Source organism: Halomarina halobia (assembly GCF_029338575.1).
GTDB classification, from domain to species: domain Archaea; phylum Halobacteriota; class Halobacteria; order Halobacteriales; family Haloarculaceae; genus Halomarina; species Halomarina halobia.
In genome coordinates this window covers 393,558-414,050 of record NZ_CP119992.1, presented here as the reverse complement: position 1 = coordinate 414,050, position 20,493 = coordinate 393,558, and the positions used below count along the sequence as shown (strand labels likewise).

Below are 20,493 nucleotides of genomic sequence, written 5' to 3'. Positions count from 1 at the left end.
CCCGACCGCGTTACTCCCGGACGGGGTCACCGACCTCCGTCCCCACCGTCCCTTCGAGCAGCGCGGGGACGTCCGCGGCGCGCACGTCGGAGTACCACTCGTCGTGGGGCTGGACCGTGAGCGCCGCGCCGTCCTCGCTGCAGAGTCCGAGACACGACGTGGTGCTCACCGACACGTCGGACCAGAAGGCGTCGCGGTACCGGAGCCAGTCCGTCACCGCCTCGAGGACCGCGTCGCCGCCCACCGCCCCGCAGCACGCGTGTTCCGAATCACGACGGGTGGTGCAGACGAACACGTGAGCGACCTGTCCGTGAGCCTCCCGGTCGGGCGTGCGACGCTTCACCGGGATCGCCCCTCCCCGGCGGCGTCGAGGGCCGCCTCGACGACCTCGGGCGTCAGCGCCGACAGCGGTACCGTCTCGCCGTCGGTCTCTTCGGCGACGACGCCGGAGAGTCCCGCGCCCCGATCCGACGCGGCGTCAACCACGACGACGTGCGCGCCGGCGGCGGCGAGCCTCCGCGCCGCGCGCCGCGTCGCCGCCGTCGGACTCCCGTCGGAGACGTTCGCCCGTCCGTCGGTCACGAGCACGACCACGCTCGCGTCCGAGTCCGCGCGGTCGATCACCCGGCGGGCGGTATCGAGACCCGCCGGCAGGGGCGTCCGGTCGCCCGTCGGTAGCTCCTTGAGGTGCCGGGCCGCGAGAGAGACGCTCCGGGTCGGCGGGAGCAGGACGTCGGCGTCCTCGCCCGCGAAGGCGACGAAGGCGACCTCGTCGCGCCGCCGGTACGCGCCCCGGAGGAAGTCGAGGACGACGCCCTTGGCGGCCCGCATCGCCGGACGCATTGACGCGCTGGCGTCGACCGCGAAGACGACGACCGACGACGCCTCGCTTGTCCGCACCGTGCGCCTTAGGTCGCGGGACTCGACGCGAGCGCTTCCCCGCGAGACCGCCGCCCGCACGGAAGCGGCGGCGTCGACCGGATCGTCGCCCGTCGCGGGTTCGGTTCGGACCCGGAGGCCCCGATCGCCGACCGTCGGCGGCGCGCCGACCCGCGTTCCGCGTCCGCCGTCCGCGCCCTCGGCGTCGGGTGCCGCGACCTCCGGCGATCGCCCCTCGCCGATCTCGGCTCGCCGCTGCCCGGGAACGACGGGCGCGGCCTCCTCGGCACCGTCGCTGGAATCGCCGGCGTCCCCGTCGGCGTCGCGGTCGCCGGCGCTCCCGCCCGACGATCCGTCGCCGGGTGCTTCGGTCTCGGCCTCGGGCGGGGGGTCGGAGGCCGACTCCGGTCGATCGGTCGGGCCGTCCCCGTCGCCGTCGGACTGGTCCGGTGCGCCGTCGGCGTCACCGTCCGCGTCCGCATCGCCATCACCGTCCGCGTCGGCGTTCCCGTTCTCCCCGTCGCCGTCGTCTGCCGGATCGGCGTCGCCGTCGCTCGCGTCCCCCCGCTCGTCGAAGTGCTCGTCCAGCAACTCGTCGGGATCCGGCGGCTCCTCGAACGGCGTGCTCCGCAGACGGTGGGGGAGCGCGTAGGACGCCGCCTCGCGCACGTCCGACTCGATCACCGTCGTCCGGCCGTCGAGGGCCGCGAGCGCGATCGCCGCGCGGGCGGTCGCGATGTCGGCGCGGTGGCCGTCCACGCCCGCGTCCAGACACAGCTCCGCGATCGTCCGCTTCAGCTCCGCGGGCAACGTGACGGACGGGAGCGCCCCGCGAGCGGCGCTCACCGTCTCGCCGAGCGCCGCCACGCTCTCGTCGTACTCCGCGGCGAAGGCGCGCCCGTCGTCGGTCCGGGTCAGCGCCCGCTCGATGATCTCGACGCGGTCGGCCACGTCGCGACACCCCTCGACGGTCGCCCGGAGGTCGAACCGATCGCGCAGTTGGGGGCGGAGGTCCCCCTCCTCGGGGTTCATCGTGCCGATCAGCGCGAAGCGGGACGGGTGGCTGACGCTGACCCCGTCGCGTTCGACGACGTTGACGCCGCTCGCGGCCGCGTCGAGCAACACGTCGACCAGGTGGTCGTCGAGCAGGTTGATCTCGTCGACGTAGAGGAACCCCCGGTTGGCGCGCGCCAGCAGTCCGGGATCGAAGTCGGCCTCGCCCGCGAGCGCGTCCTCGATCGACAGCGTCCCGACCACGCGATCCCGCGTCGCGCCGAGCGGCAGCGTCACGAGCGGCACCGATCGCGTCTCGACCGGCGGATCGTCCCGATCCCGACAGTCCGCACACTGCGCCGCGGGGTCGTCCGGCGAGCAGCCGTAGGCGCAGTCGGCCACCGCGCGCTGGCGCGGGAGGAGATCGACGAACGACCGCACCGCGGTCGACTTCGCCGTTCCCTTCTCCCCCGAGAGCAGGACGCCGCCGAGGTCGTCGTTCGCGCCGGCGATCAACAGCACCCGCTTGAGCGACTCCTGCCCGACGATCGCCGGGAAGGGGACGGTCGATATCTTTTTGCGCGGGGGGTCAGCAACCATACTTGCGTTAATACAACACCAGTTTAAATAACTATGACACGACTCGGCATCTACACCGCGACGGAGAACGAACTCGGCTCCGTTCAGCGAGCGGCGGACCGACTCGACGGGATCGAACTGGTCGTCCGCTCGGAGAGCGACCTGGAGGAGGACTCGGACGTGGAGGCGTTCGTCGACGAACTGTCGGCCGCCTCGGCCGCGATCCTCTGGCTCCACGGGGCCGAGGACAGCATGCCGGGGTACGAGTACGCCGTCGGCCGGTTGGACGAGGCGGGCGTCCCGCTTGTCGTCAAGTCCACCGGCGACGCCTTCGCGGTCGAGGACACGACCGTCTCCGAGGAAGGGCGCGAGCGCGTCTACGAGTACCTGGAGCGCGGCGGGACGATCAACCTCGAGAACCTCTGTCGCTACCTCGCCGTCGAGTACGGCGGTCGTGACGACGAGTACGACGACCCCGCGGCGCTCCCCACCGAGGGCGTCTACCACCCCGATCACCCCGGGATCGAGTACGAGGAACTGCTCTCGGAGCTGGACCCCGCCGCGCCGACGGTCGGGATCTGGTTCTACGAGTCCCACTGGACCCACGAGAACACCAGGTACGTGGACGCCCAGGTTCGCGCGGTGGAGGCGCTCGGGGCGAACGCGCTCCCAGTGTTCTGCAACCCGGCGACCGACGCCGACGGGCAGCGCGACGCCGAGTGGATCGCGGACAACTGGCTGCTCCGCGACGGCGAACCGATCGTCGACGCGGTCCTGTCCTCGTTCATGTTCTCGCTGTCCATGGACGAGCGCGGGCGCTCGGCGAGCGACGAGGGGAAGAACGCCGAACGCGTCTTCCTCGACCGGCTCGGCGTCCCGGTGATCCAGACGATCACGACGATGCGCTCCCGGGCCCGCTACGAGGCGAGCGACGCGGGCGTCATGGGCTTCGAACTCGCGCTGTCGGTGGCGCTCCCGGAGTTCGACGGCAACGTCATCACTCACCCCATCAGCGGGAAGGAGCGGATGGACGACGAGGCGGGGATCGGCAGCGCGCCGAAGCAGCACTTCCCGATCGACGACCGGGTGGCACACGCCGCGCGGCTCGCGGTCAACTGGGCGACGCTTCGGCACACGCCGAACGACGAGAAGCGCGTCGCGGTCGTGCTGCACAACTACCCGCCGAGCGACGACGGCATCGGCACCGCGTTCGGGCTCGACTCCCCCGAGAGCACGGTCAACCTGCTCGAGGAACTCGCGGCTCGCGGCTACGACCTGGGCGGGGAGCGCCCGGAGAGCGGGCGGGCGCTCGTCGACCGCCTGACGTCGCAGCTCACCCTCGACGACCGCTGGGTCGCCCCCGAGGACGTCCGCGAGCGGTCCGTGGACGTGGTGTCCCCGGAGCGGTACGCGGCGTGGTTCGAGGCCCGCGACGAGCGGTTCAGAGAGCACGTGGTGGCGGAGTGGGGCGACCCTCCCGACCGACCGTTCGCCGTCCCGGGCGTCGAGTTCGGGAACGTCCTCGTGACGGTCCAGCCCCCGCGCGGGTTCGGGATGGACCCCTCGAAGGTGTACCACGACTCGGACCTGCAGCCGCCCCACGACTACGTCGCGTTCTACGCCTGGCTCCGGAACGCGTTCGAGGCCGACGCGGTCGTCCACCTCGGTACCCACGGATCGCTTGAGTGGCTGCCCGGGAAGACCGTGGGACTGAACGGCGAGAGCGCCCCCGACGCGCTGATCGCCGACCTCCCGAACGTCTACCCGTACATCGTGAACAACCCCGGGGAGGGAACGCAGGCGAAGCGCCGGTCGTACGCCGCCGTCGTCGACTACCTGACGCCGGTGATGCGAAACGCCGGCACGTACGACGAGCTGGCGGCGCTCGAAGAGCTGGCCGACCAGTACCGCGAGGCCGGGATGACGGCCGCCCGAGCCGACGAGGGCGAGCACCTCGCGGCGCACATCCGCGAGGCCGTCGACGACCTCGACCTCGCGGTCGAGCTCGGCGTCGCGGGGACCGTGGACGAGACGGTCGACGTCCGCGGCCCCGAGGAGGCCGGCTCGACGCTCGCCGAGGGCGCGATCGAGGGCGACGAGGTCGAGATCGACGAGCTCGTCGAGCGGATCCACGAGTACCTGACGGACGTCAAGACGACGCAGATCCGGCTGGGGCTGCACACCATGTCCGAACCGCCCGCGGGCGATCGGCTGGTGGAGTACCTCGTGGCGCTGACACGGCTGGAGAACGCGGGCGCGCCCTCGCTGCGCGAGAGCGTCGCCGGCGCGCTCGGCGTCGACTACGAGGCGATGCTCGACTCGCCGGGGGCCTACGACGACGCCCTCGGCATGACCTACGCACGGGCGGCCGACGCGGTCTACGACACCTGCGTGGACCTCGTCTCGACGCTCGCCGAGCACGACTTCGACCTGCCGGCCTCCGAGCGGGTGGCCGGACCGGACGACGAGGTGAACGTCAACCTGCTCGTCGTCGACGTCGACACGATCGGCGACGCGAGGGCGACCCCCGGCGCGCACGACGACCTCCGGGAGGTGCTCGCGTTCATCTGTGAGGAGGCCGCCCCCCGCGTTCGCGGCGCGGCGGACGAAGTCCCCCGTACCGCGGACGCGCTCTCCGGCGAGTACGTCCCGCCGGGCGGGTCGGGCGCGCCCACCCGCGGCGGCGTCGACCTGCTGCCCACGGCCCGGAACTTCTACACGCTCGACCCCCGGAAGGTACCCGCCAGGCACGCCTGGGAGGTCGGGCGGGACGTCGCCGAGGGCGTCCTCGAACGGCACCGCGAGGAGCGCGGCGAGTATCCCGAGGAGATCGGGGTCGTCGCGTGGGGGACGCCCACCGTCCGCACCCGCGGCGAGACGATCGCGCAGGTGCTCGCGCTCATGGGCGTCGAGCCGCGGTGGACCGACGCGGGTCGAATCGACGACGTGGTGCCGATCCCGCTCGACGAACTGGGTCGGCCGCGGATCGACGTGACCACGCGCGTCTCGGGGCTGTTCCGCGACGCCTTCCCGGCGGCGGCCGACGTGATCCACGACGCCGTCGAGGCGGTGGTCGCGCTCGACGAACCCCACGAGCGGAACTACGTCAAGAAGCACGTCGAGGAGGAGGCCGAGGAGCTGGCGGCGGAGGGGCTCGACGCGGACGAGGCCGAGCGCGCCGCGACCCACCGCGTCTTCACGACCACGCCCGGCGGCTACGGGGCCGGCACGAACAAGGCCGTGGACGAGGGCAACTGGGAGGACCGCGCGGACCTCGCGTCGGTGTACGTCCGGTGGGGCGGCTACGCGATGGGCAAGCGCGGACGGGTCACGGCGGCGCACGACGCCTTCGAGCGCCGCCTCTCGAACGTCGACGCGACCGTGAAGATCGAGGACACGATGGAGCAGGACGAGTTCGACTCCTCGGACTGGTACGCCTTCCACGGCGGGTTCATCTCCGCGGTCGCGGAGGTCGCCGGCGCGGAGCCCGCCTCGTACGTCGGCGACTCCTCGGATCCGGACAACGTCTCGGTGTACACGAACGAGGAGAAGGTCCGAAAGGCGATGCGCGCCCGCGTGCTGAACCCCGACTGGCTCGACTCGATGGAGGAACACGGCTACAAGGGCGCGGGCGACCTCTCGACGACGGTCGACGTGGTGCTCGGCTGGGACGCGACGACGGGCGTCGTCTCCGACCGCCTGTGGGAGGGCGTCGCAGAGCGGTTCGCCCTCGACGAGGAGCGGCGGGCGTGGATGCGCGAGGTCAACCCCTGGGCGCTCGAGTCGATCACCGGGACGCTGCTGGAGGCGATCGACCGCGACCTCTGGGACGCCGACCGGGAGACGTCGGATCGCCTGCGGGACCTCAACCTGGCCGTCGAGGGCGACCTCGAGGCGCGGACCGCGGACGACCGCGCGGAGGTGACGACCGATGACTGATCGCCCCGAAACCGGAGCGAGGGCCGAGCCGGATTTCGACGAGGAGTACGCCGACCTCGGGGCGACTACCCGGAACGCGATGGAGATCGCCGAGACGAGCATGGACATCGTCCGGGAGTTCGTCCCCGACGAGACGCTCGCCGATCGGCTCCGCCAGAAGTCGGTCCACTCGATGGGCGACATCGAGTTCCAGCACCTGCTTCGCTTCACCGGGACCGGTCCCGACGGCGATCCCGACGAGGACGCCCCCGTCCGAGCGGGCGCGCGGGCGGTCCTCGACGCGGCGACCGTCGTGACCGACATCACGATGGTGAAAGCCGGGATCACCGGCCGGGGTCACGACTGCGAGGTGATCAAGGCGATCGGCCGGGGGACGGAGCTCGCGGAGCGAACCGGGATGACCCGCACCGCGGCGTCGATGCTCGAACTCGACGGCGAGGGCGCGCTCGACGGCTCGGTCGTGACCGTCGGCAACGCGCCGACGGCGGCGCTCGCCCTCGCCGACTGCATCGAACAGGGGACGCGCCCCGCGGTGGTCCTCGCGCACCCCGTCGGCTTCGTCAAGGCCGAGGAGAGCCGGGCGAGGATCCGCGAGGCGTGTGAAGCCCGCGGCGTGCCGGCGATCACGCACGTCGGTCGGCGCGGCGGCAGCGGGCTGGCGGCGGCGCTGACGAACGAGCTGATCCACGTGGCGACGGACGTTCGGACCGGGGAACTCGAGCTACCCCCCGGCTCCGGGGACGACGGGGGGGCCGCGTGAGCGGAACGTCCGACCCGGAGGCCGGCTCCGCACCGGCCGATCCCGCGGACGTGGCCGCTGCCGAGCCCGAGCCGATCGAGGACCCCGCCGGTTCCGGCGCGGACGGGGTCGGCCCCGTCCGCGCCGTCGGGATCGGTCCGGGGAACCCCGAGTACCTCACGCCCCGCGGCGAGCGGGCGATCCGGGAGGCCGACGTCGTGGTCGGCTTCTCGACCGTGGTCGAGTTCGTCGCCGGGGTGACCGATGCCGACCTGCTCGCCTGCGGCTATCGCGACGAGGCCGAGACGCTCGCCGCGTTCGCGGAGCGCGTGGCCGGCGGCGAGCGCGGGGTGGCGGTCCTCATGGGCGATCCGAACCACTCGGGCTACCAGTTCGTCGGGAAGGTTCAGCGGGCCGTGGACGCGCCGGTGCGCGTGATACCGGGCATCTCGTCGCTACAGGTGGCGGCCAGCCGCGCGCGCACCCCGATGGAGGGGACGACGTTCGTCACGCTGCACAAGAGCGGGCCGATCGAGGCCGACCTGGAGCGGCTGGCGGCCGCCGTCGGCGACCGTCACCTGCTCGTCCTGCCGCGGCCGTTCGACTGGATGCCGGGCGACGTCGCGGCCTTCCTGCTCGACCGCGGCGCAGACGCCGATCTCGACGCGCTGGTCTGCGAGCGACTGACCCACGAGGACGAGGCGATCCGCCGATACACCCTCGAGGGGCTCGCCGAGCACGCCGGCGGCGACGGCCGCGACGACACGCCGTTCTCGGACCTCTCGGTGCTCGCGGTCCGGAGGACGGCCAGATGACGCCGGCTCCCGGCGCGACGACGGCCGCGGGCGGGTCGGCGGTGAACGGAGCACGACCCCCGACGGGGGGATTCAGGTGAGGGGGTTCGTCCTCGGCGGCGTCAGCTCCGGCGTGGGGAAGACGGTCGCCACGCTCGCGACGCTGCGCGCGCTCTCGGCCGCCGGGTACGAGGTTCAGCCCGCGAAGGCCGGCCCGGACTTCATCGATCCGAGCCACCACGCCGCGGTCGCCGGCCGCCCCTCGCGGACGCTCGATCCGTGGCTCGAGGGCGAGGAGGGGACGCGTCGCAACTACCACCGCGGGGAGGGCGACGTGTGCGTCGTCGAGGGCGTGATGGGGCTGTACGACGGCTCCGGGTCGAGCACCGCGATGGTGGCCGAGGCGCTCGACCTGCCGGTCGTGCTCGTCGCGGACGCGAAGGCGGGCATGGAGAGCGTGGCCGCGACGGCGCTCGGCTTCCGCGAGTACGCCGAGGTCATCGGGCGGGACGTGGACGTGGTGGGGTTGATCGCCCAGCGCGCGCACGGCGGCCGCCACGAGCGGGGGATCCGCGAGGCGCTGCCCGCCGACATCGCGTACCTCGGGCGGCTCCCGCCGCGCGAGGACCTCGAGATCCCCGACCGCCACCTCGGCCTCCACATGGGCGACGAGGCGCCGCTCCCGTCGGCCGCGCTCGACGCGGCGGCCGAGCATCTCGACGTCGAGGGGCTGGCGGAGATCGCGCGCGAGCCCCCCGGGCCGAAGGCCGAAACCGCTCGATCAGCCGCGCCGGTCGCCGCGCGCGTCGCCGTCGCCGCGGACGCCGCCTTCGCCTTTCGATACCCGGCGACGGTCGAGCGCCTGCGCGAGCGAGCGGTCGTCGAGACGTTCTCGCCGGTGGCGGGCGACCCGATCCCGGAGTGCGACGGGGTGTACCTCCCCGGCGGCTACCCCGAACTCCACGGCCGCGAACTGGCGGCCGGCGGAACGCTCGCCGAACTCGGACGGCGCGCGAGCGACGGGCTCCCGGTCCTCGGGGAGTGCGGCGGCCTGATGGCGATGGCGGAGTCGCTCACCACGGCCGACGGCGAGACCCACGAGATGGCCGGCGTCCTCCCGGCGGACGTGCGGATGCGCGACCGCTATCAGGCGCTCGACCACGTCGAACTCGAGGCGACGACGGACGCGCTCACGGCCCGTCGCGGCGACCGTCTCCGCGGTCACGAGTTCCACTACTCGACGGCGGACGTGGGTTCGGATGCGCGGTTCGCGTTCGACGTGGCGCGCGGCCGGGGGGTCGACGGCGAGCGCGACGGCCTCCTCGAGTACCGGACGCTCGGCACGTACGCGCACGTCCACGCCGAGAGCGGCGCGTTCGACCGCTTCGTCGAGTCGCTGTCGACGTAGCCCGATACCCCCGGACCGACTCCCCTGTGGAGTCGACCAACTCAGCTTTCGTTATTACAACCCAAGGTTGCCAAGTTCGCTTTTCTTACAACAACCAAAATTGTTTTACGGGTGGCGTAAGTCACCACGCTCGATGCCCGACACCGCGCTCCCGTACGACGCGAGGGCCGGCCCCACCAAACCGGAGGTGCGGGCGGTCCTCCTGAGCAAGCTCTCTCTGTCCCCCGGGGACCACTTCGCGGAGGTGGGTTCCTGCACCGGGGCCGTCACCATCGAGGCGGCCCGGCGCGCGGGGCGGGTCACCGCCCTCGAGCGGAAGGCGGACCGCCTCTCGGTGACCGAGCGGAACCTCGCCGCGAACGACACCACGGCCGCGGTCGACCTCCGACACGCCGAGGCGCCGGACGGACTCCCGGACGACGCGGACGCGCTGTTCCTCGGTGGCAGCCGAAACTTCGATGCCGTCCTCGACCACGCCGCGGCGACCGGCGTGGGTCGGATCGTGATGAACGTCTCGCGCCTCGAGGTCGCCGCCGAGGCCGTCGAGGCCTTCCGCGAGCGCGACCTCCTCTCGGAGGTCGTCCAGTTCCAGGTGAGCCACGGGTACGAACTCGCGGGGGCGACGAGCTTCGAGTCGGACAACCCGGTCTACATGCTCGTCGGTGGCGCGAACGCGGACGACGAAGCGGTCGCCGCCGACGGGGGCGTGGAGCCGGACGCCGACCGCGTGGGTGGGGTCGACAGCCCCGCGGAGGACCCGCGATGACGCTCTACGGCGTCGGACTGGGTCCCGGCGAGGCCGACCTGGTGACGGTCCGCGGCAAGCGGATCCTCGAATCCGCGGACGTGGTCTACTCGCCGGGGCGGCTCTCGCGGTCGGTCGCGCTGGAGCACGTAGAGGAGGACGCGATCGGCGACCTCGACTTCCCGATGACGCGCGACGAGGACGAACTCCGGCGGGCTTGGCGGGCGGCCGCCGAGGAGGTCGCCCCGCGGGCGGTCGCGGACGACGTCGCGTTCGTCACGCTCGGCGATCCGAACGTCTACTCGACGTTCGGCCACCTGCGACGCACCGTCGAGGCGTTCCACCCCGAGGTGGACCTGGAGATCGTTCCGGGCGTGAGCGCCGTGACGGCGTTCGCGACCGCCCTGGGCGTGGAGATCGAGGCCGGCGCGGGGCTCTCGCTGCGGGAGGCCGCTGGTGGGGCCAGCCCGACGGGACCCGACCGGATGATCCTGTTCAAGGTCACCGACGCGCCGGCCACCCACCAGGGGCTGATTGCGGCCGGTTACGACGTGCTGTACGGACGGCGGCTCTTCATGGAGCAGGGCGAGACGGTCGTGACGGACGACCCGGGGGAGATCGCCGACCGCGACTACTACACGCTCGCGTACGCCGAGCGGCGCGACCTCGAGGTCGAGTCCGCCACCGCGGCGTTTCTGGACGAGATCGACGACGGGAGCGAGCGGGCGACCGACGTGGGGAGTGGTCACGAAGCCGACGCGGAGCGGGGACGAGGATCCCCCGGAGCAGCTCCGGACGCCGGCGACGCGGCCGAGCGGCGGCGGGCCAACGGCGGCGCCGACCCCGAGACGATCGAACTCGAACGAGCCGAGGGTTGCGAGGCCGGCGACTGCGGGGGACACGAGTGACCGACCCGAACCCGAACGAGGGCGGCGGCGCGGAGACCGGGAGCGACCCGCAGGCCGCCATCGACGCGCGGGGCGAGCGCCGCAGGGAGGCGCTCGACGATCGGATCACCGAGCTGAGCGCTGGCGACGAGCAGGAGGGGATCCCCTTCGTCGGGGCCGGTCCCGGCGATCCGGGCCTCCTGACCGTGACGGGCCGGCGGCTGCTCGAGGGTGCCGACCTCGTCGTCCACGCCGGGTCGCTGGTCAACAGCGAGGTGCTCGACGCCTACTGCGCGGACGCGGACCTCGTGAACTCGATCGGCAAGGACCTGGAGGAGCTCGTCCCGCTGATGTGCGACGCCTACGAGGGCGGCGAGGCCGTCGTCCGCCTGCACAGCGGCGACCCCGCCGTCTACGGCGCGGCGCTCGAGCAGATGGACGCGCTCGAACACGAGGGCGTCCCCGCCTACTTCGTGCCGGGCGTGACGTCCGCGTTCGCCGCGAGCGCCACCCTCCGGACGCAGTTGACGCTCAACGAGGTGGCGAACCACGTGGCGTTCACCCGGCCGCGGGGGAAGACCCTGAGCGAGGAGGCGGACCACGTGAGCGACTTCGTCGGGATGGGCGACGTGACGACGTGCATCTACCTCGGCACCCACGCGGTGCGCGAGACGATGGAGCGACTGCTCGAGGACGGCCACGACCCGGAGATCCCGGTGGCGGTCGTCTACCACGCCTCCTGGCCCGACGAGGACGTCCTCGTCGGGACGATCGGCACGATCGCCGACCGCGTCGAGGAGGCGGGCTACCGCGCCTCGGCGCTCGTGATCGTCGGCGAGGCCGTCACCGGCGCGGGGTACGAGCGCTCGTACCTCTACGGCGACTGGGCGAATCGCGGTTCGGACGCGGACGGGAGAGCGGGGAGCGACTGATACATGAGTACTGACGACACGAAATCTGACGGACACTGCGCGACGCCCGACAGCGACGGCGAGGTAGCCGAGGAGATCGCGATCGTCTCCTTCGAGCGGAAACTGGAGACGGCCGAGGAGATCCGGTCGGGGCTCGCAGGTCGCTACGAACGCATCGACGTCATCGAGTACCACACGGACGTGTTCGCGGAGCACTGGGGGGCGTACGACTGCTTCGTCGGCCTCATGGCGAGCGGGATCGCCATGCGAAAGACGGCACCCCTGCTCGACGACAAGTGGGACGACCCCGCCGTCGTCGTGATCGACGAGGAGCTGACGTGGGCGATCCCGATCACCGGCGGCCACCACGGCGCGAACCAGGTGGCGAAGGACCTGGCGTCGCTGGGGGCCATCCCGGCGATGACGACCGCCTCGGAGGCGGCCGGCAAACGGGGCGTCGAGGCCCGCGCGAGGGCGATGGACGCCCACGTCGTCAACGGCGACTCGACCGTGGCGACGAACCTCGCGGTCCTCGACGACGAACTCGGCCCGGTGGCCCGCCTGGACGGCCCCCGGGCGGTCCTCGTCGGCGACGACGTGACCGTCCTCAAGCGGAACGAGGCAGAGGGCGTCGTCGTCGGCACCGGGAGCGTCTCCGGCGCGTCGAGGGAGTCGTTCCTCGCCGCGTGGGAGCGCGCTCTCGCGGCGGCCGGCTACGGGTTCGACGACGTGGAGTTCGTCGCCACGGCCACGCGGAAGGCCGACGAGGAGGGGCTGCTCGCCGCGGCGGACGAACTCGGCCTCGGCGTGGTCACCTTCGACAGGGAGACGCTGCTCGAGTACGAGGGACCGACGCCCTCGAAGTCGAAGCGGCTCATCGGGTGGCCCGGCGTCTCGGAGGCGTCGGCGATCGCCGGCGGCCGCGAACACGAACTGGTGGTGGAGAAGATCGGGTACGAGAACGAGGTCACGGTGGCGATCGGCCGATGACGGGGAGAGACGCCGCGGACGACGGGCGCGCGGTCGAACCCCCCGACGGGGTCGGCACGCTCTACGTCGTCGGCATCGGCCCCGGCCTGCCCGCACACACGACCCGGCGGGCCCGTGAGGTCATCGAGTCGGCCGACTGCGTGATCGCCTCGAACCTCTACCAGGCGTTCCTGCGCGAGGACGGCGTCCTACCGCCCGCGGACGCGGTGACCGACGGCGGCGTGGCGGTCCGCGAGGACGGCCGCGAGCAGGAGATCGTCCGGTCGACGATGGGACGGCAGGTCGAGCTCGCCCGCGAGGCGTTCGAGCGCGTCCGCGACGGTCAGGACGTGGCGCACGTCTCCGGCGGCGATCCGAGCGTCTACGGGAAGTCGGACCTCGTGTTCACGATGGCCGAACGTGAGGGCGCGACGGACGTGCCGATCGAGGTCGTCCCCGGCCTGACCGCGGCGCTGGGCGTCGCGGCGAACGTCGGCGCGCCGCTGTGTAACGACTTCTGCACCGTCTCGCTGTCGGACAAGTGGCGCGGCTGGGACGAGATCGAGGAGAAGCTGCGGGCGGCGGCGATCAGCGGCTTCGTCGTCGTCCTGTACAATTGCTGGCGCAACTACGAGCGGGCGATCGAGATCGTCCGCGAGGAGCGGACCGACGACGCGCTCGTGGCCATCGTCAACGACGCGGGACGCGCCGACGCCGGCCGAAACGGCGAGCGTTACACCGTCACGACGCTCGGCGAGGCGACCGCCCACGACGACGAGGTGTCGGGGATGGGGACCTCGCTCGTGATCGGCAACCACGAGACGACGACCTGGCGCAACGACTTCCGAGAGTACCTGGTCACCCCGCGCGGCGGGCGTGACGTGGAGGACTTCTGAACATGAGTACGGATCCGAACACCGAGACGACAGAACCGACGTCCGAGTGCGGCGCGAAGGGTAGCACCGAGGACGAATCGAGCGCCGGGACGTGCGGCGGGGCCGCGAGCGGATCGACGGGTGAATCGAAGTGCGGCGCGTCGAGAAAGCGGGCCGAGACGAGAGAGCGAGTCGCCTCGACGGTCGAGGACTTCGACGCCGACCCGGGGACGCTCACGGCGGTCGGCCTCGGCCCCGGCCACCCGGAGGGGATGACCCAGCGCGCCAGGGCGGCGCTCCTCGAGGCCGATCACGTCGTCGGCTACACGACCTACATCGAGCTGTTGCCGGACGAGATCACCGAGGCCGCGGACGAACTCTACGACACCCCGATGTGCGGGGAGGTCTCCCGCACGGAGGAGGCCGTAGACCGGACGCTCGCGGGCAACGACGTCGCCATCGTCGGCAGCGGCGACCCGAACGTCTACGCGCTCGCCGGGCTGGCGCTCGAGATCCTCGAGTCGAAGGGCGCGACCGCCTCGATGGTCGATTTCGAGGTCGTCCCCGGCGTTCCGGCGGCCCAGTCGTGCGCGGCGCGACTGGGCGCGCCGCTGGTGAACGACACCGTCTCGATCTCGCTGTCGGACCACCTCGTGCCGATGCCGGAGATCGAGTCGCGGCTGCACGCCGCGGCGAAGGAGCGCTTCACGATCGTCATCTACAACCCGTGGAGCCGAAAGCGCCGGTCGAACTTCGAGAAGTGCTGCGAGATCCTGCTCGCGCATCGCGGTCCGGACACGCCGGTCGGGATCGTCCACGGGGCCGGCCGGGACGACGAGGAGGTCCTCGTCACCGAACTCGGCGAGCTCGAAGACCTCGGCGAGACCGATCTCGTCGACATGACGACGACCGTCCTCGTCGGGAACGACGAGACCTACGTCTGGGACGACCGCATGGTCACGCCACGCGGATACGAGACGAAGTACGACTACTGACTACGATCCGGAGACACAACTCATGACGCGCTACGAAGTCATCCTGGAGAAAGCCCCCTGCGACGGCATCTTCGCCTGTCTCACCCGCGACCCGCGGTTCGTGGAGGCGGCGGACGGACTGGCGACGATCGATCCCGACGCGGACCCGGTCTACGACTGCGAGGGCGAGGTCGTCGAATCGCGGGGGCGCATCGTCGCCGCGTTCGACGACGATCGCATCGGCGAGGCCGAGCAGGCCGCCCGCGCCTGCCCGACGAACGCGATCACCGTTCGGGAGGTGTCCGAGTGAGCCGACCGACCGCCCGCGGGGACCTCCTCGCCGGCCGCCCGGCGACCGCATACTTCTGGGGTCGCGTCGCCGGCGACGGCGAGGTGACCGACGACCGACTCGAGGTGAGGGCGAACGACGAGCACGCCGCCGAGCGGCTCGCGACGATCGCCGGAGGCGCGCTCGCGCGCGGGACGGCCAGTCGCGAGTACGCCCACGACGCCTCGATCACGCGCACCGAGGACGAGTACACCGTCACCGTCTCGCGGGACGACCTCTTCGGTCGGAGCGGCTCCCTGGGCCTGCCGGTCGACGGACGGGGTCGGTACCGCTTCACCGCGTTCGGGGCGTACGACCGGGAACTCCTCCGCGGGCTCCTCGAGGGGTGTGGCACGGTCTGTTTCAAGTCCTCGAGCGGGACGGTCGGGATCTCGTTCGTCCACGACGACCGGAACCTGCTCGACCTCGTGCGCGAACTCGTCGCCGACTGTCCGGCGGACGCGCCGACGGGTGATCTGTCGGAGACGTCCTCCGGCGGATACTGGTTCGGCGTCGACGACGGGGCCGCACCCGAGTTCGGTTCCTGGATCTACGGGGACTGCGAGGGGACCGATCTGTACGCGCCGAGCCGACGGCGGAAGCTCGAGCGTAGCATCGAACGGGCCGAGGCGTACCGCTGAGTGAGATGAGCAGACCCGACGAGGCCCCGGCGTTCGACGACGAGGCGATCCTGCTCGTCGGTCACGGTTCCCGCCGCGAGAAGTCGAACGAACAGGTCCGCGATCTCGCGGCGGGCCTGGAATCCCGTCTCGGGATCCCGACCGACGCCGCCTTCCTCGAACTCGCGGAGCCGACGATCGGGGAGGCGGTCGCCGGGCTCGCGCCGGCCGTCTCCGCACTGACCGTCGTCCACTGTTCGCTGTTCGCGGCGAGTCACGTCAAGAACGACGTTCCGCTGGCCGTCGAGCGGGCCCGAGCGAGACACGACGTCGCGATCGACAACGGCGCGCACCTGGGCATCCACCCCGCGATCCTCGACCTGCTCGACGCTCGAGCCGCGGCTGTAGAGCGCGATCTCGACGTCGACCGCGGGACCGACGACGTCGCACTCGTGCTCTGCGCCCGCGGGTCGAGCGACCCCGACGCCAACGGCGACGTCCACAAACTCGCGCGGCTCTGCTACGAGGGGCGGTCCTTCTCCCGCGTCGAGTCGTCGTTCGTCGGCGTCACCGACCCCCGACTCGAGGAGACCCTGCACGGCCTCGCCAAACACCGGCCGGACGCGATCGTCGTACTGCCGTACATGCTCGGCGACGGCGTTCTCACGGAGCGGGTGCGCGACCGGACCGCCGAGTTCGACGGGGAGTATCCGTACGTCGCCGCGGCGGCGGGCGATCCCCTCGGGACGGACTCGCGGCTGCTCGACGTGTTCGCCGATCGCTGGCAGGAGGCGCGGACGGACAGCGTCGAGATGTCCTGTGACACCTGCAAGTACAAGGTCGACCTGACGGGCTACGAGGAGGACGTCGGGGGGGCCCGGGCGATGCTCCGCGCCCTCGCCCACCGGGAGGCCCACGCCGACCGGGACGACGTCGACGACGAGCCGCACGCTCACGACGCGCCGGAGCGGCACGTCGCGGTCTGCACGAATCGGACGTGCGCGGCGGACGGCGCGCCGGCGGTTCTGGAGCGACTGCGGCAGGCCGCCCGCGACTCCGAGCACTGCGAGGCGCGAATCACGCGCACCTCGTGTCTCGGACGCTGCGGCGACGGTCCGATGGTCGCCGTCTACCCGGACGGCGTCTGGTACGGCGGCGTCGGACCCCCCGACGCCGAGCGCATCGCCTCGTCGCACCTCGACCGCGACCGAATCGTCAGCGACCTCGTCGATCAGGTACTGTGAGACGCGAGCGGTACCGACCCTCGAACGAACGCACAACACTCACCCAACGACCATGAGCTGTTACGAACTCGAAGCACTCCGACTCGGACTGATGAACGTCCTCGGCACCGGGGATCGATCCGCCCGCGAACACGCGGAGCGGGAACTCGATGGACACCTCGACGGGCCGATCGAAGCGCTGGCGAACGCGGAGGACCTATCCGCGATCGAACGCCACCTCGACGCGGCGCTCGTCGACCTCGAAGGCGAGGTCGCGACGACCGACGAGGACGACCCCGAATACGACTACCTCCGCGGACGGCTGCTCGCCATGCGGGACGCCGAACGCTCCGTGCGCCGATTGGCCTCCCAGGGGGAGAGCGTCTGCGCCGGCCTGGCGGACGCCCACGATCTGCTCCACGAGACATTCCCGGTGGACTGACTATGGCGCACGCGGTGCCCTCGTTCGAGACCGTCCGTCTCGGCGAGATAGACAGCGCGCGGAGCCGTCACCTGTGGACCCGGTCGGGCGTCCTCGTCGGCGACGATCTCGTCGTCGTCGGGCGATGGAACGGTGGAGTCACCGCCCTCGATCGGGAATCGATCGACATCGAGTGGGAGTTCGATCACGTCGACAGCGCGGTGACGCTGGCCGCCACCGACGGATCGATAGTCGTCGGCGGACGCGGCCCGTCGGGACGGATCGCGTCCTACGACCCCGATACCGGCGACGAGCGGTGGTCCTACGCGACTGCGACCGACGTCGGCGAACCGTCCGCCGAGAGCGTCTTCTGTCGTCCGTACGTCGTCGACGTCGTCGCGGACGGCGACCGGTCGTTCGCCGCCGCCAGACGATACGAGCGCGATCGCGACGCACGTCGCTGGGACAGCGCTGTCTACGCGTTCGATCGCGACGGGACCGTCCGGTGGCGCTATTCGACGGACGCCTCGCCGATCAGCGTCGACCTCGACGACCGAGGGGACAGACTCGCGGTCGGTTACAACCGGTGCGCGGGCGACCACGACGACGGACTGGTGATCCTCGACGCCGAGTCCGGTCGCGTCGAGTGGACGTGGGACCCCGGGACGGCGGGTGATCGACGCGTCGGCGACGTTTCGTTCGGCGAGGAGTGTCTGGCGGTTTCGAGTCACGGCGACAAGCGAGGATACCTGCTCGGAGCCGACGGTTCCGAGCTGTGGCGCGCGGATCTCGCGACCGAAACCGAAGTCGGCGCGGAGACGCTGTACGCGTATCCGAACCACGCGCACGCCACCGAGGGACGCGTGACGTTCGTGACGGGCAATACGTACGCCGAGGAGGGTCGAGAGACCGACGGCCGCCACCCGAACGAACACCGGATCGTCACGTTCGATACCGAGGGGAGGACGCTGTGGAGCGCGATCCTCGGTGGGTTCGCCCACGAACTGGCGGCCGACGGCGACCGTCTCGTCGTGCCCGTCGCGCAGAACTTCCGGACCCGCGATCCGGCGACCCACGCGCTGCGGTGGTTCGACCTCGCGAGCGGCGACGGCGGCGTCGAGCACCTCGACGGGATCGCCACCGCGGCCGACGTCGACGGTGACCTCGTCGCGGCGATCCAGGAACCGGTCGAGTACCACGACGAGGGGACGGTCCGGGGCGAGTACGCCCTCCTCGCGGGGGCGCTCCAGGGCTAGCCGCGGCGATCGCCGTTGCGCCGGGGGCGAGCCGAGGCGTCGACCCCCGTCTGACGGCCTGCCGTCCGGGGCGCTCTCACGGCGCGTGCCGGCGGTCGACCGTCGACGATCAACCGTCGACGATCAACGGGCGGGATCGGACAGCCTCAGACCGGCGAGCGCCATCACCGCCCCCGCGACGGCGAGGCCGGCCACGCCGGGGCCGAACCCGCCGGTCAGATCGCGGGCCACGCCGACCGACAGGGGACCGAGGAACCCGCCCACCTCCCCGACGGCGAACACCAGGCCGACGGCGGTGGCGGTCAGGCGCGGCCCGATCCCCTCCATCTCCGTCGGGAGCGCGCGTATCAGCGGCGCGACGCCGCCGATACCCAGGCCACACGCCGCCACGGCGAGCGACGCGGCCGGCACGCCCGCGTCAGCCGCCAGGAGTCCCGCCGCGCCGACGGCGGCGAGCACCCCACAGCCGACGACAGGGGCGCGTCGTCGACCGAGCGCGTCGGAGAGCGGCGGCACGGTCAGCGTGCCGGCCACGCGGGCGAGGACGAACCCCGACGCGACCGCCGCCGCGACGGCCGGCGCGATCCCCCGGGACTCGAGGACCGCCGGGAGCCACCCCTGGAGACCGTGCGTGACGAACAGGTACGCCGAGCCGACGACGACCAGCAGGCGGAGTTCGCGGTGGGCGAACACCCGCCGCAGGTCCCGGCGAACGGACGACGGCGGCTCGTCGTCCCCGTACCGGGGCGCGGAGAACGCCCGCGAGACGGCCACCCAGCAGAGCGCGAACGCGAGGACGGCGACGCCGCTCGCGACGAACAGCGGTCGCCACCCCCCGAGCGCCGGTCCCAGCACGGGCCGGCCGATCCCGTACGCGGCGGCGGTTCCGGCGTACGAACCGAGCAGGTACACGGTCGAGAGCGTCCCCACGCGCTCTGCCGGAAACAGCTCCGAGACGAGCTTCGGCAGGCCGAAGGTGATCGCGGTCGCGCCCACGCCCAGCAGTACGGTGAGCGCGAGCATCGACGGGAATCCCTGCGCGATCCCCCGGAGGATCTGTGCGATGCCGAACAGGACCGTCCCCGCGCCGATGGCGCGAAACGGCCCGATCCGATCGACGACGAGCCCGCTCGCGAGCGACAGGGGGACGTACGTGAGCGGTATCGCACCGACGAGCACCCCCGCCTCGGTGCCGGACAACCCCAGCGCGTCGCTCACGGGCGCGAGGAAGGCCGGCAACGAGAACCAGACGAACGTGAGACAGCAGTAGGCGAACCCGCCCAGTGCGACCAGCAGGTACGATCGGAGCGGGACGTCCTCGCGCATACCGGACGGGTCGTTCGAGTCGCCTCGGGTCTTTCGGTTCGTCCACGCGGGGAACTGGTCTCGGAACCACGGCCCACCCGCACACGGGCGGACGGGTCGTCGCACTCCTCGACGCGCGGGGTCGCTCCGCCGGCCGCGATCAGCCCTCCTCCGGCGACCAATCGTCTCCGACGCGATCCACTCCCATCATCTCCTCGCCGGCGTGCTCGGTGAAGACCACCTTCACGTTCGCCTCCGGGATCGAGAGGCGCTCGGCGGCCAGTTCCATGACCGACAGCGCGAACTCGCGGCGCTGCTCGGGGGAGCGCCCCTCGCGCACGTCCGCGCTCAGGAAGAGGAGGGGGCCGCCCTCGCTCCGCCCCAGCGAGAGGTTCGCCGGGGGGTGCTCGCGGATCACGACGGCGACGTGGCCCGTCGTCGTCTCCATCCGATCGGCGTAGCGGTCAGTCACCGCCGCGGCGAACGCCGACCGCTCGTCGTCGGTCGCCGCGACGGTCGTATCAAACTGTAACAGCGGCATGGATCCGCGTACGGACCGCGCGCCCGTCAATACGGGTGGTCGGGGTGTCGAGCGGGCGCCAGCTCACGCCCGTGCCGGCGCGTCGACGAACCGCGACGCGTCAACCG

At 72.1% G+C, this 20,493-nt stretch carries 19 protein-coding genes; 15 read left to right on the top strand and 4 right to left on the bottom strand.

Going from position 1 to position 20,493, the window contains the following annotated elements:
- Positions 1–10 precede the first annotated feature (10 nt).
- On the bottom strand, positions 11–343 hold the full coding sequence (locus P1K31_RS02200) for a (2Fe-2S) ferredoxin domain-containing protein (protein WP_276304643.1): 333 nt from the start codon (positions 341–343) through the stop codon (positions 11–13).
- Positions 340–2,472: a VWA domain-containing protein gene (locus P1K31_RS02195; protein WP_276304642.1), complete on the bottom strand. Its 2,133-nt coding sequence runs from the start codon at positions 2,470–2,472 to the stop codon at positions 340–342. The genes P1K31_RS02200 and P1K31_RS02195 overlap by 4 nt, the downstream gene beginning before the upstream one ends.
- Positions 2,473–2,505: 33 nt before the next feature.
- On the opposite strand from P1K31_RS02195, the gene cobN reads away from it, so the two are divergent.
- From cobN to P1K31_RS02120, 15 genes are all read left to right on the top strand, one after another.
- On the top strand, positions 2,506–6,390 hold the full coding sequence (cobN, locus tag P1K31_RS02190) for a cobaltochelatase subunit CobN (RefSeq protein ID WP_276304641.1): 3,885 nt from the start codon (positions 2,506–2,508) through the stop codon (positions 6,388–6,390).
- Positions 6,383–7,150: a precorrin-8X methylmutase gene (locus tag P1K31_RS02185; RefSeq protein WP_276304640.1), complete on the top strand. Its 768-nt coding sequence runs from the start codon at positions 6,383–6,385 to the stop codon at positions 7,148–7,150. Before cobN ends, P1K31_RS02185 begins: the two co-directional genes overlap by 8 nt.
- On the top strand, positions 7,147–7,944 hold the full coding sequence (locus P1K31_RS02180) for a cobalt-precorrin-7 (C(5))-methyltransferase (protein ID WP_276304639.1): 798 nt from the start codon (positions 7,147–7,149) through the stop codon (positions 7,942–7,944). The genes P1K31_RS02185 and P1K31_RS02180 overlap by 4 nt, the downstream gene beginning before the upstream one ends.
- 76 nt (positions 7,945–8,020) lie before the next feature.
- Complete coding sequence (locus P1K31_RS02175; protein ID WP_276304638.1) at positions 8,021–9,331, top strand: cobyrinic acid a,c-diamide synthase; 1,311 nt, start codon at positions 8,021–8,023, stop codon at positions 9,329–9,331.
- Between the two features lie 133 nt (positions 9,332–9,464).
- The gene (gene cbiT, locus P1K31_RS02170) at positions 9,465–10,097 is read left to right on the top strand and encodes a precorrin-6Y C5,15-methyltransferase (decarboxylating) subunit CbiT (RefSeq protein WP_276304637.1); all 633 of its coding nucleotides are present in this window, start codon (positions 9,465–9,467) and stop codon (positions 10,095–10,097) included.
- Positions 10,094–10,984: a cobalt-factor II C(20)-methyltransferase gene (locus P1K31_RS02165; RefSeq protein ID WP_276304636.1), complete on the top strand. Its 891-nt coding sequence runs from the start codon at positions 10,094–10,096 to the stop codon at positions 10,982–10,984. Before cbiT ends, P1K31_RS02165 begins: the two co-directional genes overlap by 4 nt.
- Entirely contained in the window at positions 10,981–11,895 is a 915-nt protein-coding gene (locus P1K31_RS02160) for a cobalt-precorrin-4/precorrin-4 C(11)-methyltransferase (protein ID WP_276304635.1), read from the top strand. Before P1K31_RS02165 ends, P1K31_RS02160 begins: the two co-directional genes overlap by 4 nt.
- Before the next feature lie 3 nt (positions 11,896–11,898).
- Entirely contained in the window at positions 11,899–12,864 is a 966-nt protein-coding gene (gene cbiG / locus P1K31_RS02155; protein ID WP_276304634.1) for a cobalt-precorrin 5A hydrolase, read from the top strand.
- Positions 12,861–13,739 (top strand): precorrin-3B C(17)-methyltransferase, encoded by an 879-nt coding sequence (locus P1K31_RS02150; RefSeq protein ID WP_276304633.1) that lies wholly within the window; start codon positions 12,861–12,863, stop codon positions 13,737–13,739. The genes cbiG and P1K31_RS02150 overlap by 4 nt, the downstream gene beginning before the upstream one ends.
- A 2-nt stretch (positions 13,740–13,741) precedes the next feature.
- Positions 13,742–14,713: a precorrin-3B C(17)-methyltransferase gene (gene cobJ, locus P1K31_RS02145; RefSeq protein ID WP_276304632.1), complete on the top strand. Its 972-nt coding sequence runs from the start codon at positions 13,742–13,744 to the stop codon at positions 14,711–14,713.
- 22 nt (positions 14,714–14,735) lie between these two features.
- Positions 14,736–15,002, top strand: coding sequence for a ferredoxin (locus tag P1K31_RS02140; RefSeq protein ID WP_276304631.1), 267 nt, complete (start codon positions 14,736–14,738; stop codon positions 15,000–15,002).
- The gene (locus P1K31_RS02135) at positions 14,999–15,661 is read left to right on the top strand and encodes a cobalamin biosynthesis protein (protein WP_276304630.1); all 663 of its coding nucleotides are present in this window, start codon (positions 14,999–15,001) and stop codon (positions 15,659–15,661) included. The genes P1K31_RS02140 and P1K31_RS02135 overlap by 4 nt, the downstream gene beginning before the upstream one ends.
- A 5-nt stretch (positions 15,662–15,666) precedes the next feature.
- Entirely contained in the window at positions 15,667–16,884 is a 1,218-nt protein-coding gene (locus P1K31_RS02130) for a CbiX/SirB N-terminal domain-containing protein (RefSeq protein ID WP_276304629.1), read from the top strand.
- Positions 16,885–16,936: 52 nt separating this feature from the next.
- Entirely contained in the window at positions 16,937–17,305 is a 369-nt protein-coding gene (locus tag P1K31_RS02125; RefSeq protein ID WP_276304628.1) for a DUF3209 family protein, read from the top strand.
- A gap of 2 nt (positions 17,306–17,307) precedes the next feature.
- Positions 17,308–18,540, top strand: a complete 1,233-nt coding sequence (locus tag P1K31_RS02120; RefSeq protein WP_276304627.1) for an outer membrane protein assembly factor BamB family protein — start codon at positions 17,308–17,310, stop codon at positions 18,538–18,540.
- Between the two features lie 123 nt (positions 18,541–18,663).
- Here P1K31_RS02120 and P1K31_RS02115 read toward each other — a convergent pair whose 3' ends face one another.
- Both P1K31_RS02115 and P1K31_RS02110 read right to left on the bottom strand, forming a co-directional pair.
- Complete coding sequence (locus tag P1K31_RS02115) at positions 18,664–19,866, bottom strand: MFS transporter (protein ID WP_276304626.1); 1,203 nt, start codon at positions 19,864–19,866, stop codon at positions 18,664–18,666.
- A 139-nt stretch (positions 19,867–20,005) separates the two neighbouring features.
- Positions 20,006–20,386, bottom strand: a complete 381-nt coding sequence (locus P1K31_RS02110; protein ID WP_276304625.1) for a tautomerase family protein — start codon at positions 20,384–20,386, stop codon at positions 20,006–20,008.
- Between the last annotated feature and the right edge of the window lie 107 nt (positions 20,387–20,493).